The 19,684-nt window shown below is 70.4% G+C and carries 17 protein-coding genes and 1 pseudogene; 7 read left to right on the top strand and 11 right to left on the bottom strand.

All coding sequences use genetic code 11. From position 1 onward, the window contains the following. Positions 1 to 31 precede the first annotated feature (31 nt). On the top strand, positions 32 to 388 hold the full coding sequence (locus tag AB4039_RS16750; protein ID WP_266846390.1) for a MerR family transcriptional regulator: 357 nt from the start codon (positions 32 to 34) through the stop codon (positions 386 to 388). Between the two features lie 1,415 nt (positions 389 to 1,803). Here AB4039_RS16750 and AB4039_RS16755 read toward each other — a convergent pair. After that, entirely contained in the window at positions 1,804 to 2,010 is a 207-nt protein-coding gene (locus AB4039_RS16755) for a hypothetical protein (RefSeq protein WP_442271073.1), read from the bottom strand. 68 nt (positions 2,011 to 2,078) lie between these two features. Continuing rightward, a complete protein-coding gene (locus AB4039_RS16760; RefSeq protein ID WP_442271074.1) occupies positions 2,079 to 3,119 on the bottom strand; it encodes an XRE family transcriptional regulator in 1,041 nt (346 codons plus the stop codon). Between the two features lie 258 nt (positions 3,120 to 3,377). Between AB4039_RS16760 and AB4039_RS16765 the strand changes: the two genes are divergently transcribed. Beyond that, on the top strand, positions 3,378 to 4,133 hold the full coding sequence (locus tag AB4039_RS16765; RefSeq protein WP_442271075.1) for an ASCH domain-containing protein: 756 nt from the start codon (positions 3,378 to 3,380) through the stop codon (positions 4,131 to 4,133). 36 nt (positions 4,134 to 4,169) lie between these two features. Here the strand turns inward: AB4039_RS16765 and AB4039_RS16770 are convergent. The 6 genes and pseudogenes from AB4039_RS16770 to AB4039_RS16795 all read right to left on the bottom strand — a co-directional run. After that, a pseudogene (locus tag AB4039_RS16770) lies at positions 4,170 to 4,602 on the bottom strand (transposase); the annotation flags it as partial. Between the two features lie 476 nt (positions 4,603 to 5,078). After that, positions 5,079 to 6,488: an aspartate ammonia-lyase gene (gene aspA / locus AB4039_RS16775; RefSeq protein WP_442271076.1), complete on the bottom strand. Its 1,410-nt coding sequence runs from the start codon at positions 6,486 to 6,488 to the stop codon at positions 5,079 to 5,081. 53 nt (positions 6,489 to 6,541) lie between these two features. Beyond that, complete coding sequence (locus AB4039_RS16780; protein ID WP_266846393.1) at positions 6,542 to 7,558, bottom strand: asparaginase; 1,017 nt, start codon at positions 7,556 to 7,558, stop codon at positions 6,542 to 6,544. Positions 7,559 to 7,646: 88 nt separating this feature from the next. Then, entirely contained in the window at positions 7,647 to 9,086 is a 1,440-nt protein-coding gene (locus AB4039_RS16785; RefSeq protein WP_266846394.1) for an amino acid permease, read from the bottom strand. Next, a complete protein-coding gene (locus AB4039_RS16790; RefSeq protein ID WP_266846542.1) occupies positions 9,083 to 9,760 on the bottom strand; it encodes a FadR/GntR family transcriptional regulator in 678 nt (225 codons plus the stop codon). The genes AB4039_RS16785 and AB4039_RS16790 overlap by 4 nt, the downstream gene beginning before the upstream one ends. 85 nt (positions 9,761 to 9,845) lie before the next feature. Continuing rightward, positions 9,846 to 10,637, bottom strand: coding sequence for a gamma-glutamyl-gamma-aminobutyrate hydrolase family protein (locus tag AB4039_RS16795; protein WP_266846395.1), 792 nt, complete (start codon positions 10,635 to 10,637; stop codon positions 9,846 to 9,848). Between the two features lie 262 nt (positions 10,638 to 10,899). Between AB4039_RS16795 and AB4039_RS16800 the strand changes: the two genes are divergently transcribed. Next, entirely contained in the window at positions 10,900 to 11,808 is a 909-nt protein-coding gene (locus AB4039_RS16800) for a LysR family transcriptional regulator (protein WP_442271077.1), read from the top strand. Between the two features lie 226 nt (positions 11,809 to 12,034). Then, on the top strand, positions 12,035 to 13,300 hold the full coding sequence (locus tag AB4039_RS16805; protein WP_442271078.1) for a hypothetical protein: 1,266 nt from the start codon (positions 12,035 to 12,037) through the stop codon (positions 13,298 to 13,300). An 82-nt stretch (positions 13,301 to 13,382) separates the two neighbouring features. On the opposite strand, the gene AB4039_RS16810 is transcribed toward AB4039_RS16805, so the two are convergent. Then, a complete protein-coding gene (locus AB4039_RS16810; protein ID WP_266846543.1) occupies positions 13,383 to 14,906 on the bottom strand; it encodes an FAD-dependent monooxygenase in 1,524 nt (507 codons plus the stop codon). Between the two features lie 628 nt (positions 14,907 to 15,534). On the opposite strand from AB4039_RS16810, the gene AB4039_RS16815 reads away from it, so the two are divergent. Beyond that, positions 15,535 to 15,750, top strand: coding sequence for a DUF3117 domain-containing protein (locus tag AB4039_RS16815; RefSeq protein ID WP_266846545.1), 216 nt, complete (start codon positions 15,535 to 15,537; stop codon positions 15,748 to 15,750). Between the two features lie 38 nt (positions 15,751 to 15,788). Here AB4039_RS16815 and AB4039_RS16820 read toward each other — a convergent pair whose 3' ends face one another. Next, entirely contained in the window at positions 15,789 to 16,226 is a 438-nt protein-coding gene (locus tag AB4039_RS16820) for a DoxX family protein (RefSeq protein WP_266846398.1), read from the bottom strand. Positions 16,227 to 16,324: 98 nt separating this feature from the next. On the opposite strand from AB4039_RS16820, the gene AB4039_RS16825 reads away from it, so the two are divergent. Beyond that, positions 16,325 to 16,924: a TetR/AcrR family transcriptional regulator gene (locus AB4039_RS16825; protein WP_442271079.1), complete on the top strand. Its 600-nt coding sequence runs from the start codon at positions 16,325 to 16,327 to the stop codon at positions 16,922 to 16,924. A gap of 278 nt (positions 16,925 to 17,202) precedes the next feature. On the opposite strand, the gene AB4039_RS16830 is transcribed toward AB4039_RS16825, so the two are convergent. Next, positions 17,203 to 18,141, bottom strand: coding sequence for an NADP-dependent oxidoreductase (locus AB4039_RS16830; RefSeq protein WP_442271080.1), 939 nt, complete (start codon positions 18,139 to 18,141; stop codon positions 17,203 to 17,205). Positions 18,142 to 18,450: 309 nt separating this feature from the next. On the opposite strand from AB4039_RS16830, the gene AB4039_RS16835 reads away from it, so the two are divergent. After that, on the top strand, positions 18,451 to 19,626 hold the full coding sequence (locus AB4039_RS16835; protein ID WP_442271081.1) for a phospholipase D-like domain-containing protein: 1,176 nt from the start codon (positions 18,451 to 18,453) through the stop codon (positions 19,624 to 19,626). Positions 19,627 to 19,684 lie beyond the last annotated feature (58 nt).

Consider the following 19,684-nt stretch of genomic DNA (forward strand, 5'->3'; position numbering starts at 1 on the left):
GTGGGAAGGTCAAGTGGGAAGAAGCTGGGCGATGCTGATCGGTGAGCTGTCACGTCGTGTCGGAGTCAGCGAGCGCCTGCTGCGCTACTACGAGCGGATGGAGCTGATCCACTCTGAGCGCCGCACGAACGGCTATCGCGAGTACGACGACCAGACGGTGGAGACGGTGCGGCGCATCCGCGCCTTGTTGGCCGCGGGCCTGCCCACCCGCATCATCCGTCAGGTCCTGCCCTGCACCTTCGACGAGGCAACGCTGCGCCCCTGTCCCGGCATTCTCACCAGCCTTCGCGACCAGCTGAACGTCCTCGACCAGCGAGCCGCCGACCTGGAGACCGCGCGTAGCCTTCTGCGCCAGACGATCGCCGCCACGGAGAACTCAGCAGGCTAGGACCGGACGGCGACCGCCCAAGTCCCGCGCATCGTTGAGTTGTCGCAGGTGAGAACCGTAGTCACCCTCTCGTCCGCCAACCGCGGCGCTCAGGGCCGCCAGAAGTCGGACGCTCATCCGCCAAGTGAAGCGCTCATGTCCCGTGCCAGCGAACCTTGATCGAGTGCCATCGAGGTTTGATCAGCGCTCTGAGCGAACCCCCCACCTGAGGCGGGCTTGCCTCGGGTGGGAGTTCGAGGGTGTTGTTCAGCGGGCGAGTCGGTGGACGCTGCCGCAGGTCGACATGACCCAGCTACCCGACCACTCCCTGGCCGACGACGCGGTCGGCCGGCTAGGGCTGGGCGGCCGTTCCGTATGCGGCGCCGAGCGCGGAGAAGACCATGGCGCTCGCGCTGCCCATCACGCCGAAGAATGGACCGTAGATCGGCTGCTCAATCTCCGCCACCGGCCCGTCGGACGCTACTGCGGAGACCGGAGGCCGACGAGCGCGCTCGCTCCGAGGAGCGCGACAGCGATACGACGCATAGGACTTCCTTCCAGGTGCGGGGTCGTATGGACCCCTGCCGCTAGAACGCGATCATCACGCCCGTGGTTTCTGCCTTGTCGTTCATTCGATCCAGCGAAAAGTGCTCAAAGCCTCGGTGAGAACGCTCAGCCTTCGGTGAAGCGGAACACCACCCGGGTGAGTCCCGCCGCGTCCACACTCGACCCCAACTTCGAACATGCACCCTAATGGGAAGGGACGTCCTCCGCCTGCATGCAGATACGGAGTCGGCGCCTCGCCCGTGTGCCCGGCATGCAAGGAAGCACGGGCGGCGCAGTACGGGAAGTAGCGATGTCCGCACCACCACCGGCCCACACCCCGCGCCTGGACCTCCTCCGCTTCCTTGAGCGGGTCCAGGTCCAGGACCTCCAGCGCACCCGCGACTGGATAGCCACCGAAGAACGTCTGATCGCCGCCCAGGGCGGACGCCGGCCCGCGCCGCCGCCCGCACAACAATGCGGGCCACCACCGGGTGGGGGTGGCGGCCCGCCGCGTCTGCTCCCGCCTCCCGCCCTGCTACGGGGCGGGGGTGAACTCCACGTCCGTGCCGCCGCAGCCCGCCGCGACGTCCAGCAGCCGGTCCCACTCCAGCTCATCCACCGCCAAACCCCACCGCAGCTTCGTCGCCGTCCGTCGAGCATGGCGCCATCGCGTCGGGGTGTGTCTCCGTCGCCCCCACCGACGGCAAACCGTCCCGTGCTCGCGTGGGCCTCGCCACTCCGACGGCGGTCCCGGCCCCGGATCTCCCGGTGCGGGAGCATGCCTTTCCGCGGTCGGCGCTGCCTTCGCAGGCGGTGCCCGAAGCCGTCGCGGCCCGCGCACCTGTCGCGGCGGCTCCCGCCGAGGAGATGCCGGTGTCGGCACGCCCCCCTCAGGTGGCACGGCCGGTGCGGCGGGACGACCGGCCGGAGACCCGGGTGCGAGTCGAACGCAAGAGGACGCCGTCGGCGAAGCCGAAGCGACCGCGGTCGACGGTTGGCGTTCCGCAGGCCAAGCCGAAGGCGAAGAAGGTGCGGCCGCCGGTGCCCTCGACTCCTCGCCGGGCGCAGCCCCGCCGGGGACCGGAGAAGGTGGACATGGCCGAACTCTGCCGGGCCTCAGACGGCGTCACGAGTCCCGCGATCACGCAGCTCTGCAGGTCGTCGCTCAGCTGCTGTGCAGGACTCCGGTGCGGGCGGCGATGCCTCGGAGTTCGGGTGTGGTGCGTCCGGAGAGCAGCAGGCCGGAGACGAGGGATTTCACGGCTGGGCGGGCGTGGGTTTCCTGCGGGGCCCAGTACTCCGCCTGGAGGAGAGCACGGATGCATGCGTCACGTCGGCCCCACTGCGCGAAGGCCTTCGCGCGGTCGGTGAAGTAGAGGGCGCGCCGCTCCATGGTGGGAAGAGCCTGGGGGGCGAGAGCATCTGCTGCGGCAATGGCAGCCGAGGGATCTGCGGCGGTGCTCTCCGCCGAGATCAGATGGAGCTGCACGGTGACCCAGCTGAACCCGCCGTTGGTGTCCCGGAGGTGGGTGACGGAGCCCAGGCTCTTGGCGATGGCAGTGGCCTCGCTGGTCAGTTCACGCATACCTGCCTGGTCGCGTTGGTGGGCGACGGTGTAGGCGGCGCACTGGACCAGCAGACCTCGCTGGGCGATCCCGGCGTTTCCTGGTTCGCGCAGGGCCGGATCCTGGGCGGCGTGCAGGGCGAGGGTCAGGGCCTGGTCGTGCCATCCCGCCTTTCGGGCGAGGACGGCCTGCTGGCGGGCCGCTTCGGCTACCGCGACGGGCGCGCCGCCGGCGGCGGCGAACTGCCGGGCGCGGTCGGCTGCCGTCCAGCCGAGTTGCGGCTCGTCGAGCTTGATGAGGATGCGTGTCGCCAGGAGGTAGGCCCGTGCGAGCACGGGGAAGTTGTTGCTGTTGGACCGGTGCCCGGCGGAGATCAGGCGTGGGAGCCGTAGGGCGAGGCTGGAGTACGCGCAGTCGTTGAAGTCTGCCGAGGCGCGGTGCAGTTCCGCCGAGAGGCGGTCCGGGGGCGTGTCGGGGGCCGCGCGGCCGAGTCCCAGCATCGCGTCGCGCAGCCCAGCGACGAGCGTCTCGCCGAGTTGCGCCTCCTCGGTCTCGGCCGGGGTGGCGCCGGCGAGGGGGGCTCCCATGGCGGCAGCCGCGGTGACCGCCAGGTTCGCGAGCAGTTGCCTTCGCGTGCGCACCAGGTCCTCTCCGTCGTTGTGGCACGACACCGCCACCCTCCACATCCCGCCCGGCGCCTACGACAGCGCGCTTCGTCTTCCAGCGGACGGCCTCTGACGATGTTCTCCTCTAAGGGTCCGGCCAAGGCAAGCCGAAACCCTGTGGAGCCCGTCTCCGGGGGGTGGAATGATCTTGGGCGACTGCTGAAGGAAGGGAAGGTCAAAAAGGTGTACGTACCGTCATCTGCACGAGCTCTCGATGATGACGAGCGTGAGCTCGTGGAGCTGGCACGCCGCACCATAGACGCGCATACCGACGCCGGGCCCGACGAAGACGGGATCCACACGGTGGGCGCCGCGGTCATGGCCGCCGACTACCGGATGTTCGCCGGCGTGAACCTCTACCACTTCACCGGCGGGCCCTGCGCCGAACTCGTAGCTCTGGGAGCTGCGCGGGCCCAGGGCGCCCGCCAGATGCGCTGCATCGTCGCCGTGGGAAACCACGGGCGCGGGGTCATCGGCCCGTGCGGGCGCGATCGGCAGGTCTTCGTGGACTACTACCCCACCATGCGCGTCATCGTGCCCACCCCCGCGGGGCTCAGGTCCGTGCTCGCCGCCGACCTGATGCCGCTGGTTCAGCGATGGACCCCGGAGGCGGGCATGAACGGTCTCGACCCATTGCTCTACCAAGACCCCGAGGCGGCCGGTCCCCCGATCATTCGGTTCAACCCCCGCTACCTCGAAGTCGTCCGCTCCGGCGCCAAGACCAAGACCACCCGCTTGCGGGACCCGGCGCAGCTCGGCCCGGCACGGCTGGTGTTTGAGAGCGACCCTGAAGTCGTCCTGTCGGCAGAGGTGACCGGCATCAGGCCCTGCCTGGTCAGTGACCTCACCGACCAGGACGCCCAAGCTGAAGGGCTGACGACCGCAGCCGAACTCCGGGAAGCTCTCAAGGGCCACTACCCAGATCTGGCGGAAACCGACGAAGTCGACGTCATCACCTTTCAGACCAACGACATGAAGGGCGCCGCTTAGAGGTCGACATATCCCGCCGTTTCATCCTGGGATCGGCTATTTGGTCAGCTGTGTCGGGTCGCGCCGGGAGATGGTCTTTCGCCGGTGAGGCGGCGGGCCATGAGGCCGGTCATCGCGATGTGGATGACGGCTTCGGAGCGGGTGGGCAGGGTTTCGTAGTCGCGGGCCAGACGGCGGTGGAGCATGAGCCAGCCGTAGGTCCTCTCGACCGCCCACCGCTTCGGGATCGGGGTGAAGCCCCTGGTCCCGGGCTTGCGGCGGTGATCTGCACATCGATGCCGAGGGCGGCGGCCTGTTCGACGAGGTGCTGGTGGTGGCCGCCGTCGACCCCCACCCTGCGGACTCGGGTGTGGTCGGCGGCGACCTGGTCGATGAGGCGGGTGCCGGCGACAGAGTCCTGCACGCTGGCCGCGGTGACCAGTACTGAGAGGAGAAGGCCGAGCGTGTCGGTGACGATGCTCCTCGGCCTGGCCCTCAATGCGGACCTGCTCGGTGGCCAGGTGTCGGCAGTAGCCGGCGCGGGACGCCCCGGTCACCCGGCAGATCCGCTTGACGCCGAAGTCGGCTCGGTTCTCGGAGATGAAGCCCAGCGGCGGGATCTCACTTCATCTCCCGGGCGAAACAGGCGGCTGCCCGGCGCAGCAGGTCGCGCTCCAGCCGCCACTCCTGCCCGGCCTTGAGCAGCCTTGCGTGCTCCGCTCGCAGCCGGGCCGGCTCTCGGCCGCGCTCCCCCTGCCGTCGCCGCCCCCGGGCACGCCTGGGCCTCGTCCTTGCGGACCCACGTCCGAAGCGACTCCGCGGTGATGCCGAGGTCCCGTCCAGTCGACGGCTACCGAGACGGCTCCCATGGCCAGGGCGCTCGGCGCGGCGAGGGGGACGGCAGTGGGCCGTCCGCGCCGCCGGGACGGGACGGGCGCACGGGTCGTGGGCCGGCACCGGCCCGGGTCAGGCCCCAGCCGTTCTGGTTCCCGCGAGCACTTCCGGGCGCAGCAGGGCGGCGAGCCTCTCGGCCGGGAGCAGGCCGCGCTCCAGGACCAGCTCCGCCACGCCGCGGCCGGTACGCAGGGCCTCCTTGGCGATGTCGGTGGCGGCGGTGTATCCGATGTGCGGGTTCAGTGCGGTCACCAGGCCGATGGAGTTCTCGACCGTCGCGCGCAGGGTGTCGGTGTTGGCGGTGATGCCGGCCACGCAGCGCTCGGCGAGGGTGAGGCAGGCCGCGTGCAGGTGGGTGACGGACTTCGACAGGGAGTGCAGGATGACCGGCTCGAAGGCATTGAGCTGGAGCTGTCCGGCCTCGGCGGCCATGGTGATGGTGATGTCGTTGCCGATCACCTCGAAGGCCACCTGGTTGACGACCTCGGGGATCACCGGGTTGACCTTGCCGGGCATGATGCTCGAGCCCGCCTGGACCGGCGGCAGGTTGATCTCGCCGAGGCCCGCGCGCGGTCCGGAGGACAGCAGGCGCAGGTCGTTGCAGGTCTTGGAGAGTTTGACGGCGATGCGCTTGAGGACCCCGGACATCTGGACGAACGCGCCGCAGTCCTGCGTGGCTTCGATCAGGTCGGCCGCGGTGACCAGGGGCAGCCCGGTGATGTCGGCGAGGTGCCGGCGGGCGGACTCGGCGTATCCGGCCGGGGCGTTGAGGCCGGTGCCTATGGCGGTGGCGCCGAGGTTGATCTCGTGGATGAGCCCGAGGGCCTCCGCGAGCCGGCTGCGGTCCTCGTCGAGCATGACGGCGAAGGCGGAGAACTCCTGCCCGAGCGTCATCGGCACGGCGTCCTGCAACTGGGTGCGGCCCATCTTCAGCACGTCGTGGAACTCGGCTGCCTTGCGGGCGAAGGCGTCCTGGAGGACGGCCATGGCGTCGAGCAGGCCGCGTACCGCCGAGACGGTCGCGATCCGCACGGCGGTCGGGTAGACGTCGTTGGTGGACTGGCCGAGGTTGACGTCCTCGTTGGGGTGCAGGTGCCGGTAGTCGCCCCTGGCGTGTCCCAGCAGTTGCAGCGCCCGGTTGGCGATGACCTCGTTGGCGTTCATGTTGGTGGAGGTGCCGGCGCCGCCCTGGATGACGTCGACGACGAACTGGTCGTGGAGCTTGCCGCTACGGATCTCCCGGCAGGCGGCGACGATCACGGCGGCCTTCGCGGGCTCCAGCAGGCCGAGTTCCTCGTTGGCGAGGGCGGCGGCCTCCTTGACGGCGGCGAGGGCGTCGATCAGGTGCGGGTAGGCCGAGATCGGCGTGCCGGTGATGGGGAAGTTCTCAGTGGCGCGCAGGGTGTGGACGCCCCAGTAGGCTTCGGCGGGGACGTCGCGGTCCCCGAGCAGGTCGTGTTCGCTGCGGGTGGCGGCGGTCATGGGTGTGCGGCCCTCTTCCTGAGGTGGTGGGTCGGGTGATGAGGCGGATGGAGTCAGGCGGGGGCGGGGGCGGTGGGCGGGTTCAGCAGCGGCACCGGGCGTATGCCGCCGACGGGGCGGCCGCCGCCGGTCATCGGCTCGCCCTCGAACCCGACGAGCAGCCGCGGGTCGGCTCCCGCCCAGGCGAGGGCGGCTGCCGTGACGGGGATGCGCGCCCGGTCCGCCCCGTCGGCGATCTTCACCGCGACGGCGCTGCCGTCGGGCAGTGCAGCCATCTGGATCCCCTCGAAGCCGTCCTTGGCCAGCAGCCCGGGCACCGCGCGCATCAGCTCGGCCGTGTCCCGCCCGGTGCCGGAGGCCATCTCCGGGTGGAGGCGCAGCGCGTCCGCCACCCGGCGCTCGGCGGTGTCCGGCGCGGCCGTGGCGATGCGCGCCGCGGCTCGGGCGAGGCCGTGCAGGGACACCGAGAACAGCGGGGCTCCGCAGCCGTCGACGGTGACGTGCGCGATGTGCTGGCCGGTGAGTTCCCCGACGGTCTCGGCTATCGCCGTCTGGAGCGGGTGGGCCGGGTCGAGGTAGGTCTCCAGGGGCCAGCCGGACAGCTTGCACAGGTACAGCATCGCGGCGTGCTTGCCGGAACAGTTCTGGGCGAGCCGGGAGGGCCCGCGGCCCTCGCGTACCCAGGCGTCCCGGACTGCCGGGGCGTACGGCAGGTCGGGGACGTTGCGCAGGTCGTCCTCGGTGAGGCCGGCCCGTTCGAGGATCAGCCGGGCACCTGCCAGGTGGTGCTCCTCGGCGGAGTGGCTGCCCATCGCGAGGGAGAGCAGGGCTCCGTCGAGCGGTAGACCGGCCCGGACCATGGCGACGGCCTGGACCGGTTTGAGGGCCGAGCGCGGGTAGCAGGCGGTCTCGATGTCGCCGATGCTCAACCGGACGTCGCCGTCGCTGTCGAGGACGACGACGGAGCCGTAGTGGATTCCCTCGATCACGCCGCCCCGGGTGACATGGGCGACCGGTGCGTACCGGGGCTCGCGGATCGCGGGTGCGTCCGCCAGGAGACTGCTGTGCATCACTGCCTCGTTCGGTGGTGGGTTGCTGCGGGCCGGTGGCGTGCGGCGGCCTCGCCGGCCCGGCCCGGGGGCCGGGCCGGCGTGCCTCTCAGTCCTCGGTCCCGGCGGCGGCGCGCGCCACGCGGCCGCGGACCGCGTACCAGCCGGCGACCAGCGCCGCGGCGATCAGCGGGACGCACAGCACGGTGGTGCGCGCGGCCCCTCCGTCGGCGTACATGAGGACCAGGACGGAGGCGAGGAAGGCCAGCGTCACGAGTTCGGTCCACGGGGAGCCGGGCAGGCGGTAGGCGGGGCGGGTCAGTTCACCGGCACGGGTCTTCCGCCAGAAGAGGAGGTGGCAGACCATGATCATGCCCCAGGTGGCGAGGATGCCGATGGCGGCGAGGTTGAGCACGATCTCGAACGCGTCTGCGGGGACCACGAAGTTGAGCCCGACGCCGAGGACGCACATGCCGCTGGTGAGCAGGATGCCGCCGTAGGGAACCTGGGTGCGGCTGAGGCGGGCGGTGAAGCGCGGGGCGGAGCCGTTGACGGCCATCGAGCGCAGGATGCGGCCGGTGGAGTAGAGGCCGGAGTTGAGCGAGGACATGGCCGCGGTGAGGACGACGAGGTTCATCACGTCGCTGGCCGCCGGGACGCCGATGTGGGAGAGCACGGTCACGAAGGGGCTCTGGCCGGCGCTGTAGCTGCTCCACGGCATCAGCATCGAGAGCAGGACGACCGAGCCGACGTAGAAGAGGCCGACGCGCCACATGATCGAGTTGATCGCCTTCGGCATGATCTTCTCGGGGTTCTCGGTCTCACCGGCCGTGACTCCGACCAGTTCGACGGAGGCGTAGGCGAAGACGACGCCCTGGATGACCAGCAGCATGGGCAGCAGGCCGTTGGGGAAGATCCCGCCGTTGTCGGTGATCATGGCCGGGCCCGGGACGGTGCCGTCGACGGGGTGCCGGGTGACCAGCAGGAAGATCCCGATCGCCATGAAGACGACCAGCGCGCTGACCTTGACGATGGCGAACCAGAACTCCAGTTCGCCGAAGAACCGCACCGAGATGAGGTTGACGGTGAGGACCACGGCCAGGGCTATGAGCGCGATCACCCACTGCGGGACATCGGAGAACAGGCGCCAGTAGTGGGTGTAGGTGGCGACCGCGGTGATGTCGGCGATGCCGGTGGTCGCCCAGTTGAGGAAGTACATCCAGCCCGCGGTGTACGCGCCCTTCTCCCCGAGGAACTCCCGGGCGTACGAGACGAAGGCGCCGGAGGACGGCCGGTACAGGACGAGCTCGCCGAGCGCACGCACGACGAGGAACGCGAAGATCCCGCACACTGCATAGGCGACGAACAGTGAGGGCCCGGCGTCGGCGAGGCGGCCTCCCGCGCCGAGGAAGAGCCCGGTGCCGATCGCACCCCCGATGGCGATCATGTTCACGTGGCGGGGTTTCAAGGACTTGCTGTAGCCGGTGTCCCCGGCGTCGACGTGACGGGTCGTGGGGCGCTTCTCGCCTTTGAGGAACTGCTCGCTCACGCCTCGGGTCTGCCTTCCGTAGGGGTGACCGTGCGCTGGGGGCGCACGATGTCGGTGAGGGTCGTCTCGACCCGCAGGAGGTGGTGGGACATGGCCTCCACCGCGTCGTGCTCGCAGCCGTCGACCAGCGCCTCAAGGATGGCCCGGTGCTCGCAGTTGGACTGCTCGCGCCGGCCGCCCAGTTCGTTGAGGAAGGTCGACTGACGCGCCAGTGCGTCGCGGATCTCCTCGATGACGCGGCGGAAGACGGGGTTGCGGGATGCCTCGGCCACTGCCAGGTGGAAGACCGTGTCCATCGCCACCCACGCGGTGGTGTCGGTCTCCTGCTCCATCCGGTCGAGCAGATGGCCCAGATGGTCCAGGTCCTCCGCGGTACGGCGCAGCGCGGCGTACCCGGCGACCGGGATCTCGACGTGCCGGCGCACCTCCAGCAGGTCGCTGGCGGCGTAGTCGCCGAAGGTGGGGTCCTCGACCGTGTTCGCCAGGACGAACGTCCCCTTGCCGCTCTTGGAGACGGTCAGGCCCATGGCCTGCAGGGCCCGGAGCGCCTCCCGCAACACGGGCCGGCTGACCTCCAGGGTCCGGCACAACTCGGCTTCGGAGGGGAGCTTGTCGCCCACGGCGTACTCACCGCGCTCGATGGCGCTGCGCAGGTGGCCGAAGACCGCTTCCATCGCGCTGACGCGCCGGGGGGCCTGGCCAGCTGTCTGGCTGTCTGACAGGTTCACGCTGTGATCCTGTCGGGTGGGCCGGAGGGTGTCAAGACACCTGTGTCGGGAAAGTCCGGCCCGGCGAGCTTCGTACCGAGGGCACCGTCCGTCCGGCCACCGGAGCGGGCTCGGCGCTCGCGGCGGAACCCGCAGCAGCCACCAAGGCGTGCACGACCGGCGCGGCGCCGCCCATCTCCGGGTGCCACTGGACACCCACGGCGAAGCGGTGCCGGGTGCTCTCGATCGCCTCGACGGTGCCGTCCGCCGCACGGGCGGCCACGACGAAGCCGGCCCCGAGGCGGTCCACCGCCTGATGATGGTGTGTGGCGACCTGCCGGGTCCCCGGGAGGAGGGCGCCGATCCGCGTACCCGGCACGGTGGTGACGGCATGGGCGCCGAAGTGGCCCCGGTTGGGGTTGTGGCCGTGATGGCCCACACTGTCGGGCAGGTGCTGGATGAGGGTGCCGCCCGCGTGCACGTTCATCAGCTGCATTCCCCGGCACACTCCCAGCACGGGTATGTCGCGGGCGAGGGCGGCGACCAGCACGGCGTGTTCCCACCGGTCGCGCCGGCGGACCGGCAGCCCCGTGCTCGGGTGGGGCGGTGCACCGTACAGGGCGGGATCCAGGTCCTCGCCTCCCGTCAGGACGATCGCGTCCAGACGCTCGACCACATCGGCCGCGGCCTCCGGCGCGTCCGGCGGCAGCAGAACGGCGCGGCCGCCCGCCGCCTGGAGGGAGCCGGCGTAGGCGGAGGGCACCAGTGCGGCGGGCAGGTCCCACTCGCCCCACTGGGCGTCGGCCAGGTAGGTGGTGAGTCCGATGAGTGGTGGATGGGGCATACCACTTCCTTCCAGGGCATGAGGGGTGATCGTCGACGGCCGGATCCCCACCCGCCCCGCCGGACGGTCGCCGGCCACGGCGGGCTGTGGCAGAAGGCGGACGGGGCGCGGGCGGACGGGCACCCCGAGGGCGAGGGGAGCGGTGCTCACTCCCCGGGGGCGCGGGCTTGCGTTTTTCTTGCTGCGAGCAAGAATCCTGCTGGCGTTCATCCGTAATCACAAGAAAACACATCTTCGCGACAGATAAGTGAGCCTTAACCCCGTGTACGGACTCGACCCCCGCCTGCTCGCCACCCTCGAAGCCGTCGTGCGCCACGGCTCCTTCAACGCCGCCGCACGCGAGCTCGGCTACAGCGCGCCCGCGGTCTCCCAGCAGATCGCCGAACTCGAACGCCGCGCCGGCCTCAGAGTGCTCGAACGCCGGCCCGTGCGCGCCACGCCGGCCGGCGAAGTCCTCCTGGACGCCGAACAGGGCGTCCGCAACGCGTTGGCGACGGCATCGGTGGAACTCGACGCCATGCGCGCGGGTACGGCCGGACGGATCCGGCTCGGCGCCTTCGCCTCGGCCGCCACCGGCATCGTTCCGCGAGCGCTGGCCCAACTCCACGCGGCCTACCCCCAGGTGCAGGTCAGCCTCTGCCAGCTGGAGCCCGAGGCCGGCTACAACCGGCTCAAGCGGGGGGACATGGACCTGGCACTCAGCTACGACTACGACTTCATCCCCGTCCCGCCGCCCCGGATGCTGCGCCGGACCCTGGTCGCACGGGATCCGGTGGTGGCCGTGGTCCCGGCACATCACCACCTGGCCGACAGGGAGGTCATCGACCTGGCCAGCCTCGCGTCGGAGACCTGGATCGCGGCGCCGGAGGCCGCACTGCGCCTGGAACTGCTGTCCCAGATGGCCGAGACGCCCGGCTTCCAGGCCCGCCTGCAATACGAGGGCGACGACTTCAACACCGTGCTCGGCTTCGTGGCCGCAGGCCTGTGCGTGGCCGTCATGCCGCAACTCGCCCTGACCCGCGCCAACACCCAGGTCGTGGCCCGCCCGCTGACCGAGCCGCAGTTGACGCGCTTCATCTACGCGGTCCGCATCGACACCCGGCACGCCCCGCGCGCTGTCCTGGACCTGGAGCAGATGCTCGCCGCGGAAGCGCTGGCCGCGCTCTCATGAGGCTGCGGCGAGCGGCAAAGGAGACAAAGGAGATATAGGAGACAAGCGGAGCGTGAGCACACGTGAAACGCGCCAAGTTGACGGCGGCCGCACGCGCGTAGACCGGGTCGTGACGCCAGGCCCCCCGCGTGTCCGGCTACCGGACGCAGTGGCTGAAAATTAAACTATTGTCTGCCGGGCGCCCTACGTTTGCGGCGGTTGACGTTCCAGCGAGAGGAAACCCCTCATGACCGCCGCCGAAAGCGCGCCGAGAACGGCCCGCGTCCTCACCGGCTACCGCCCCGAGGACGGCTTCATGGCCGTGCAGCTGGACCCGCCTCCGGCCGAGTACGTATGGCACGACGAGCACGCCGAGCAGCAGGAGCAGCGCTACGGGCCGGGAGTGGAGTACCGCCAGTGGCTGGCAGTGGACGTGGGCAGCGGCGCCGTCTGGTTCGGCGACCTCGACTGGCGGCCCTCGCACGAGGACCTCGGCAGTCAGCTCCCCGGCCTCCCCCGCAGGGCGCTGGGAGACGGGGCCATCCCGGCCCCCGGAGTCATGGTGCAGCTGCTCGGCCACCTGACCCATGACGAAGGGCGCGGCTGCTCCTGGCGCTTCTTCACCGCCGAGGAGCTGCACGCGCTCGCGCTGCGCATACTGCCCGCCGTGCAGCGGGTCGTCGACTCGATCCACCGGATCGGCCCGGAGGACGAGCTGGAGTGGTCGGCCGAGGCCGCCACCGCCTGGGACGACATCGAGGAGGCCACGACCCACACCGTCGACTCCTCGGGCGAGCTCCGCTGGCCCCGGCCCCGCACGACACCGACCCCGGCCTGGCGCATCGAGGTCGGCGCCTTCCTCGCCATGAACCCCGACCTGTGCGACCCCTCCTGGGGCCTGGCCACGGACGCGGACCTCGACGCCTACGCCGACTACCGTCCCGAGAGCGGCTACGACGGGGTACCGGGTCGGATGTGCCGCGCCGCCGACCGACAGATCGAGGACGGTTTCACCTTCTACGGCCACCGTGCCGCCCTGTACGCCTACCGCGCGCAGGCGTGCGGCGGCCGTACTCCGACGGACGCCGGCGTCTGGCTGGAAACGACAGAGGCCGGTCGAGGCACCTGGGAGGCGGCCAAGCCCCTCGGCGCCACGCTCGCCGATGTCCCGGACTGCGTACTGGAAGCTCTGGCCGAAGGGTTCCAGAGCGCTGCGCACGAGGAGGGGCTCGTCCTGATGGGCCTGACCGCCTATCTGCGCCGGCTGCGGGCCGAGGAACGCTCCGCCGTCGATCAGCAGCTCGTTCGCGAAGCCGAGGAAGTCGAACGCCACGAGAACATGCTCAAGGACTTCCGCGCCGCACGGAACCGCACCGTGACACGGATCCTGGCCTGGTCCGACGGTCGCAGTGACGGGGAAATAGCCCGCCTGGCGTCCATGCCCGACGCCTACGTCACCAGCTGGCGGGCCCGCCTGACCGACGAACCGACGACCGCCACCCCCTCAAGCTGAAGCGGCCGGCTGGGCCGAGACGCTCACGGCCGGGCGGAACCTGCGCGCAGGGCTGCGGGTTCGGGGTGGCACAGCCGGTGAGTCAGGCTGCGGCCGGTCCGCCGAACCAACGGCTCGCGGCCTGCTCGAACGCTTCTCCGTCAGGGTGACGATCACCTGCCCAGGCGACCACGCCGTCGGGCCGCACCAGCACGGCACCCGACCCGAGGTCGTTCCTCGCAGCCCCGGCCGCGTACCGTATCCGGCCCTCCCAGCCCGCCGCCGGAGTACGCAGGCGTCGGTCGATGCTGAAATCGAGCACGACACCCCGTCCGTCCTCCATGAGGTCACCGAGGCGGGTGCCGTCCTCAAGACAGAAGTCGGGGGCGCTTCGGCCGACCAGCGGATGTTCGCCGCCGAGGTCGTACCGGATCCACGATCCCGACAGCCGCTCGAACACGTAGGTCGCTCCGTCACGGGTCGCGATGAGATCGCGGACCACGGCCTGGATCGCCTGGGCGTACGGCTCCGGCCGCATGGTCGCCACCTGGGCGCGCGACCAGTCGAGCACCGCCGCACCGATCGGATGGCGCTCGACGGCGTAGGTGTCGAGAAGCCCGTCCGGCGCGCACCCGCGCACGGTCGCCGCGAGCTTCCACCCCAGGTTCATGGCGTCGCCGATGCCGGTGTTCAGCCCCTGGCCTCCCAGGGGGGAGTGGATGTGGGCCGCGTCGCCCGCGAGCAGGACGCGTCCTCGCTGGTAGGCCGTCGTCTGCATCGCCCGATCGGTGAAGGTCGAGGTGATGTGGACCTCGTCGATGGTCACGTCGGTACCGGACACGCGGCGCAGAACCGCCTGAAGATGGCCGCGAGTCGGCGGCTGCGAGCGATCGAACGCACCGCCGTCGAAGTCCATCATCGCGAAATAACCGTGGGCGGGCATCCGGATGTACATGCCCGTCGGCGTCAGGTGGAAGCCGGGGCGCAGCTTCTCGGGATCGGCAAGAGTGGCTTGCATGGTGTAGCCGGTGAACTGCGGCTCGGTCCCGGCGAATTCGAAGCCGGTGAGCCTGCGCACCGTACTGCGTCCGCCGTCGCAGCCGACGAGCCAGCGTGCCTCGTACGCGTCCGCGCCGGCTCGTGCGACCACGCTCTCGCCGTTCTGGGAGACGGCCGAGACCGTGACGTCGCGCCTGATGTCCACGCCGAGCTTGGCCGCCTGCTCGGACAGCACCGTCTCGACCGCTTCGAGGTCCGTCATCACGGATTCGAGTGCCGGGCCGGGAAGCCGGAACGGCAGGGCGGCGACGTCGACCTGGGCCCCGTCGAGCATCATGCCGGCGAAGTGCCCGCCGAGCCGAGGGCGTGACGGCGCGCGCGCCCCGGGCGCCGCACCGAACACCTCCTGATCGCCCGACGCCGTCAGCAGCGGTTCCAGCAATCCGCGCCGGTAGAACGCCTCGACCGACGCGGCGGACAGCCCTCGCCTCCCGAGCGGGGCTGCCCGTAACGGGGAGCCGAGCCCCGACTCCCGTTCGAGCACCAGTACGGAACAGCCCGCGAGACCAAGCTCGCAGGCAAGGGTCAGACCGACCGGACCGGCTCCCACGATCACAACGTCATGCACCAGAGATCCCCTCCTCGGACTCCCCGCCGGATGGATACCCGGCAGGACCTCTCGAAAGGTGTCAGCCCCGACCGACGTCGCACCGACATCGCACCGACGGGCCCGACAGGCCACCGACACCACCGGCTCGGCGGCATCGAGGGCCTGAGCGAGCAGGCGGAGACACCTCGTGAAGCCAAGCGGTCAAGCTGCCCTGGGGGCAGCTGCTGGGCTTGTCCGCCCGGCCGGCTCGCATAGCCGTCCCGGTCGACACCCGGTTTGGGGAGGGGGAGGATGGACGGAGCGTGGCGCCCATGCGATCAGTCCGGCGCCACAGCGGCGCCACAGCCGTACATGCGTTGTCGTGCTGTGGCTGGAGGGCCCACTCCCGGAACGCCGGCGCGGCGGCTTGCCCCCGTGTTTCCGCGGCACCCTCTACCCATCGCGAGGGAGGACATGCATCATGGCCCGGCGCAACCGACGCAATGCCGTCATCTCGCTCGTCGCCTCGTCGTTCGTACTGGGGGCCACGGTCGCTCTAGCGCCCGCCGCCGCCGCGACACCCGCTCTGGGGACGTACACAGTCAATTCCGAGGGCAACGGGACGCGGGTGACGATCAGTGGTTCCGGCTGGGAACCCAACCAGGCACTGCCCGTCAACAACGGTGAGACTCAGCCGCGCGCCAGAATACGGCCGCGGACGGGCGACGGCCCGCTTGAGGTCACCCAGGAGGAAAAGGGCATCGTCATGCGGATACCGCTCGAAGGTGGCGGTCGGCTCGTGGTCGAACTGAGCCCGGACGAGGCCAGCGCCCTCGGCGACGCACTCAAGATCGCTTCGTCGGCTGATGTCCTTGATCAGTGAGACGTGGACATCGGCAGGGAGGGCCGGCCGATGACAGGTCAGAGCGCGGCGAGGACGCACACCGTCACGAACGCCACCTGGAGGAACGTCCGCGGGATCAGTGGCATGACCGGCTTCCCCTGGAGCGTGAGCGCTGACCGGGCGGCGTGAACGTTGGCGGGGAACATCGCCAGCAGCATGACCGTGAGCGCGATCGCGGCCACGGGGCGGGTAGCGGGAAGCAGCAGGCCGCCCGCTCCGGCCAGTTCGAGCAGGCCGGTGGCCGTCACCAGCAGGTCTGCCCGGGGCAGCGCAGGCGGGACCATGGCGATCATCTCGGCTCGGCGACCCGTGAAGTGGGCGACGCCGGTGACCGTGAACATCAATGCCAACGCGACACACAACGCGGGCTGCCAGCCATCCAGGACGGAGAGGCCGAGCAGTCCGGCGAGGCGGGCCAGGATCCAACCGACGACGAGCACGATCACGGGAGCCATTGCGTGTCCATCCTTCCGATTCCCTCATCTTGACACTGGAAAGATTCGCCGACCGTGCTCATCTTGTCAATGCCTAGATCTGGGTTAGGCTCGATCCCATGACGACCCCTGCCTCCGCGTCCCGCCCCGCCGCCGACCGCCACGGCTACCACCACGGCGACCTTCGCCGTGCGCTCCTGACCGCAGCTGTCGAGGCCATCGAGGAGTCCGGCGCCAGCGCGGTGAGTCTGCGCGACCTTGCCCGACGAGCCGGGGTCTCCCATGCCGCACCCGCCCACCACTTCGGCGACAAGGCAGGCCTGCTCACCGCAGTGGCTGTCGAAGGGTTCGACCTGTTCGCCGACGCGCTCAACGCCACGTGGGAACAGACCGGCGACTTCGCCGAGGTCGGTGTCGCCTACGTACGCTTCGGGCTGACCCATCGCGGGCACTTCGAGGTGATGTTCCAGCCCGCCCTGTGCCGCACGGACTCCGCCGAACTGACCGCCGCCCGGGCCCGCGCGGCCGAGTCACTGCGCAGCGGCGCTGCCCTCATGGCCGCTCGCGCTGAAGACGGGGACCAGCAGATCGCCACGCTGGCGGCCTGGTCACTGGTTCACGGGTTCACGGCCCTGCGGATCAGTGGCACGCTCCCGCTGGCGGCGGACGCCGACCCGGAGAGCGTGGCGCGGCAGGTCACCAGGTTCCTCGGCCGGTAGGGCGAGTTCGGCGAGGTGGCAGCGGTCGTGGAGGGCGCGGCGCCGGGGCTGCGTGGCCCGGTGCCCGAGCAGTTCCGTCGAACGCCGGGCTGCCACCACGTCACCGTGGCGGAGGTGGCCGCACGGTCCCGATTCCCTTGCCGCCCGGGTCGGACGGGGGCGGCTGCGGGCGGGGCCAGCGTCATGGACGGGTGAGAACCGGGCACCCGGCCCCGGCGGGTTCGGCCGGAGTCGGGGTACCCGCCTTCTCGACCCGAGAGGTCCAGAACGTGTCGGGACTACGGCACGAGGACGATCTTGCCCTGGACCCGGCCGGTTTCACTGAGCTCGTGTGCCTTCGCGGCCTCGGCGAGCGGGAGGGTTTCGGAGATCGTGGGACGTACTCCGTGGGTGTCGACGAGTTCGGCGAAGGCGGTCAGCACGGAGGGGGTGGGTTCCAGGAAGAACTCCACGAACCGTACGCCGAGTTCGGCGGCCCGGGCCGTCACCTCGGTGCGGTCCACGCCGACGCCGACGACGTCGACCAGGATGCCGCCCGGCTTGAGGGTGGGCAGGGAACGCGGACCGTAGTCGTTGCTGATGGTGTCCAGCACCGCGTCGATGCCGCGCAGGGCCGAGAAGTCCTCCACCGTGTAGTCGATCAGCTCGTCGGCCCCGAGTCCGCGCAGGTAGTCGTGCTTGGCGGCGCGCGCCGTGCCGATGACGTACGCGCCCCGGGCCTTGGCGATCTGCACGGCGAGGTGGCCGACACCGCCGGCCGCGCCGTGGATCAGCACCCGCTGGCCGGACCGTACGTCGGAGAGGGTGACCAGGGCCTGGTAGGCGGTGAAGCCGGAGATCGGCAGTGCGGCGGAGCCGACGTGGTCGAGGGTGCGCGGCTTGGGCGCGATCCGGTCTTCGGTCACCACCACGTGGTCGGCGTGGCTGCCCTGCGGCGGGACGGTCCAGCCGTAGACCTCCTCGCCCACCGCGAAGCGGGCCACGCCCTCGCCGATGCCCTCCACCGTGCCGCTGAACTCGTGGCCGAGCACGAACGGCGGCGGGCCGAAGAAGTCCACCTTGCCGATACGGACCTTCCAGTCCGCAGGGTTCATACCGGTGGCCCGTACGCGCACCAGGACCTCGCCGGGGCCCGGCGAGGGAAGGGGTATCTCGGCGAGTTCCAGCACGTCGGAGCCGCCGATGACCTGCTGTGTGATCACTCGTGTCGTCGTCATGCGGAACATTCTGCGCTTGATGATCTTGAGAGAGAAACGGTTTCGTCCCCGGCCCGGCACGAAACGCACCGTCCGTCCAGTACGGCGATGTCTCCGCGCAACCGCCACCCGATCGACGCCCGGCCCTCCCCGGCAGGGTGTTCGGCCGCCCTGCCGGACGGATGGATGGGCCCGGCGGGTCCGGTAGGTTCCTGGGCGTCAGATTGTTTGATCTTCAGATCGGGTGGGGACGTGCGGATACGAAGTGCAGCGGCGACGGCGGTTCTTGTGACGGGGGCTTCGTTGCTCGGGGCGCCGGGGGCGATCGCCGTGGACGACACGGTCGCGCTCACCGCCACCTTCAACGACCCGGCAGGGACCACGGCCCAGCAGGACGCGATTCGCAACCAGCTGATCTCCCTGGTCAACCGGACGCCGGCGGGCGCGGAGATCAACGGCTCGGTCTACCTGATCACCGACGGTGGCGTCAGCGGCGCGCTGGTCGCGGCGAAGCAGCGCGGGGTGAAGGTCAAGCTCATCGTGGACGGGGACGCGGTCCCGGACGTGGACGCGAACGGGAAGGCCACCGGGTCGGAGTACTCGATGCTCGCCGCGGCGACCGGTCTGGGCACGGATCTCACCGCGGATTCGTATGTGCTGGCCTGCCCGGCGAACCGGGGCTGCATCGGCAACCGCAGCCTCGGCGGAAGCAGCGACACCGGCGCGATCAACCACAACAAGTTCTTCCTGTTCTCCAAGGTCGGCAGCACCGACAACGTGGTGTTCCAGACCTCGGCGAACCTGACCACGAGCCAGCGGCGGAACCTGTTCAACAACTCCGTGACGATTCCCGACGCGGGCTCCGGCCTCTACGCCGGCTACCGCGCCTACTGGCAGGACCTGCAGACCATCGGCTCCACCGGGACCGGCCTGGCCACGTACTACAAGACCCAGGACGCCGGCCCCTACAAGACCTACTTCTTCCCCCGCCAGGAGAAGGCCGGCACCACGTACGACAACGACGCCGGCACCGACACCGTCGTGTCCCTGCTGAACAACGTGGACTGCGCGGGCGGCGCCACCCAGATCCGGATCGGCATGTACGCCTTCACCCGTCTCCAGGTCGCCGACAAGCTCGTGGCCCTGAAGAACGCCGGCTGCCGGGTCGAACTCCTCCACAACGGCGAGGACGGCAACCTCGGCACCGCCGTACAGACCTCGATCGCCGGACGCCTCACCTACGCCGCCCGCTGCTCCGGCACTGCCGTGGACGGCACCGGTGCCTCCCGCACCATCGGCATCCACTCCAAGTACATGCTGATCGAGGGCACCTACCTGGGCGGAGCCAACCGCAAGCTGGTCTTCACGGGAAGCCACAACTACACGATCCCGAACCTCCGGGCCAACGACGAGACCCTCCTGAAGATCGACGATCCGGGCGTCTACGACGCCTTCAAGGCGAACTTCGAAACCATCAAGACCAGCCCGCACTGCACCGCCTGGTAAAAGGACGCGAGAACGCCCGGCCGGGATCACCTCGCCGGGGCGTCTTCGCGCACCCCCC

This window comes from Streptomyces sp. M-16, from assembly GCF_052114405.1.
Lineage (GTDB): Bacteria > Actinomycetota > Actinomycetes > Streptomycetales > Streptomycetaceae > Streptomyces.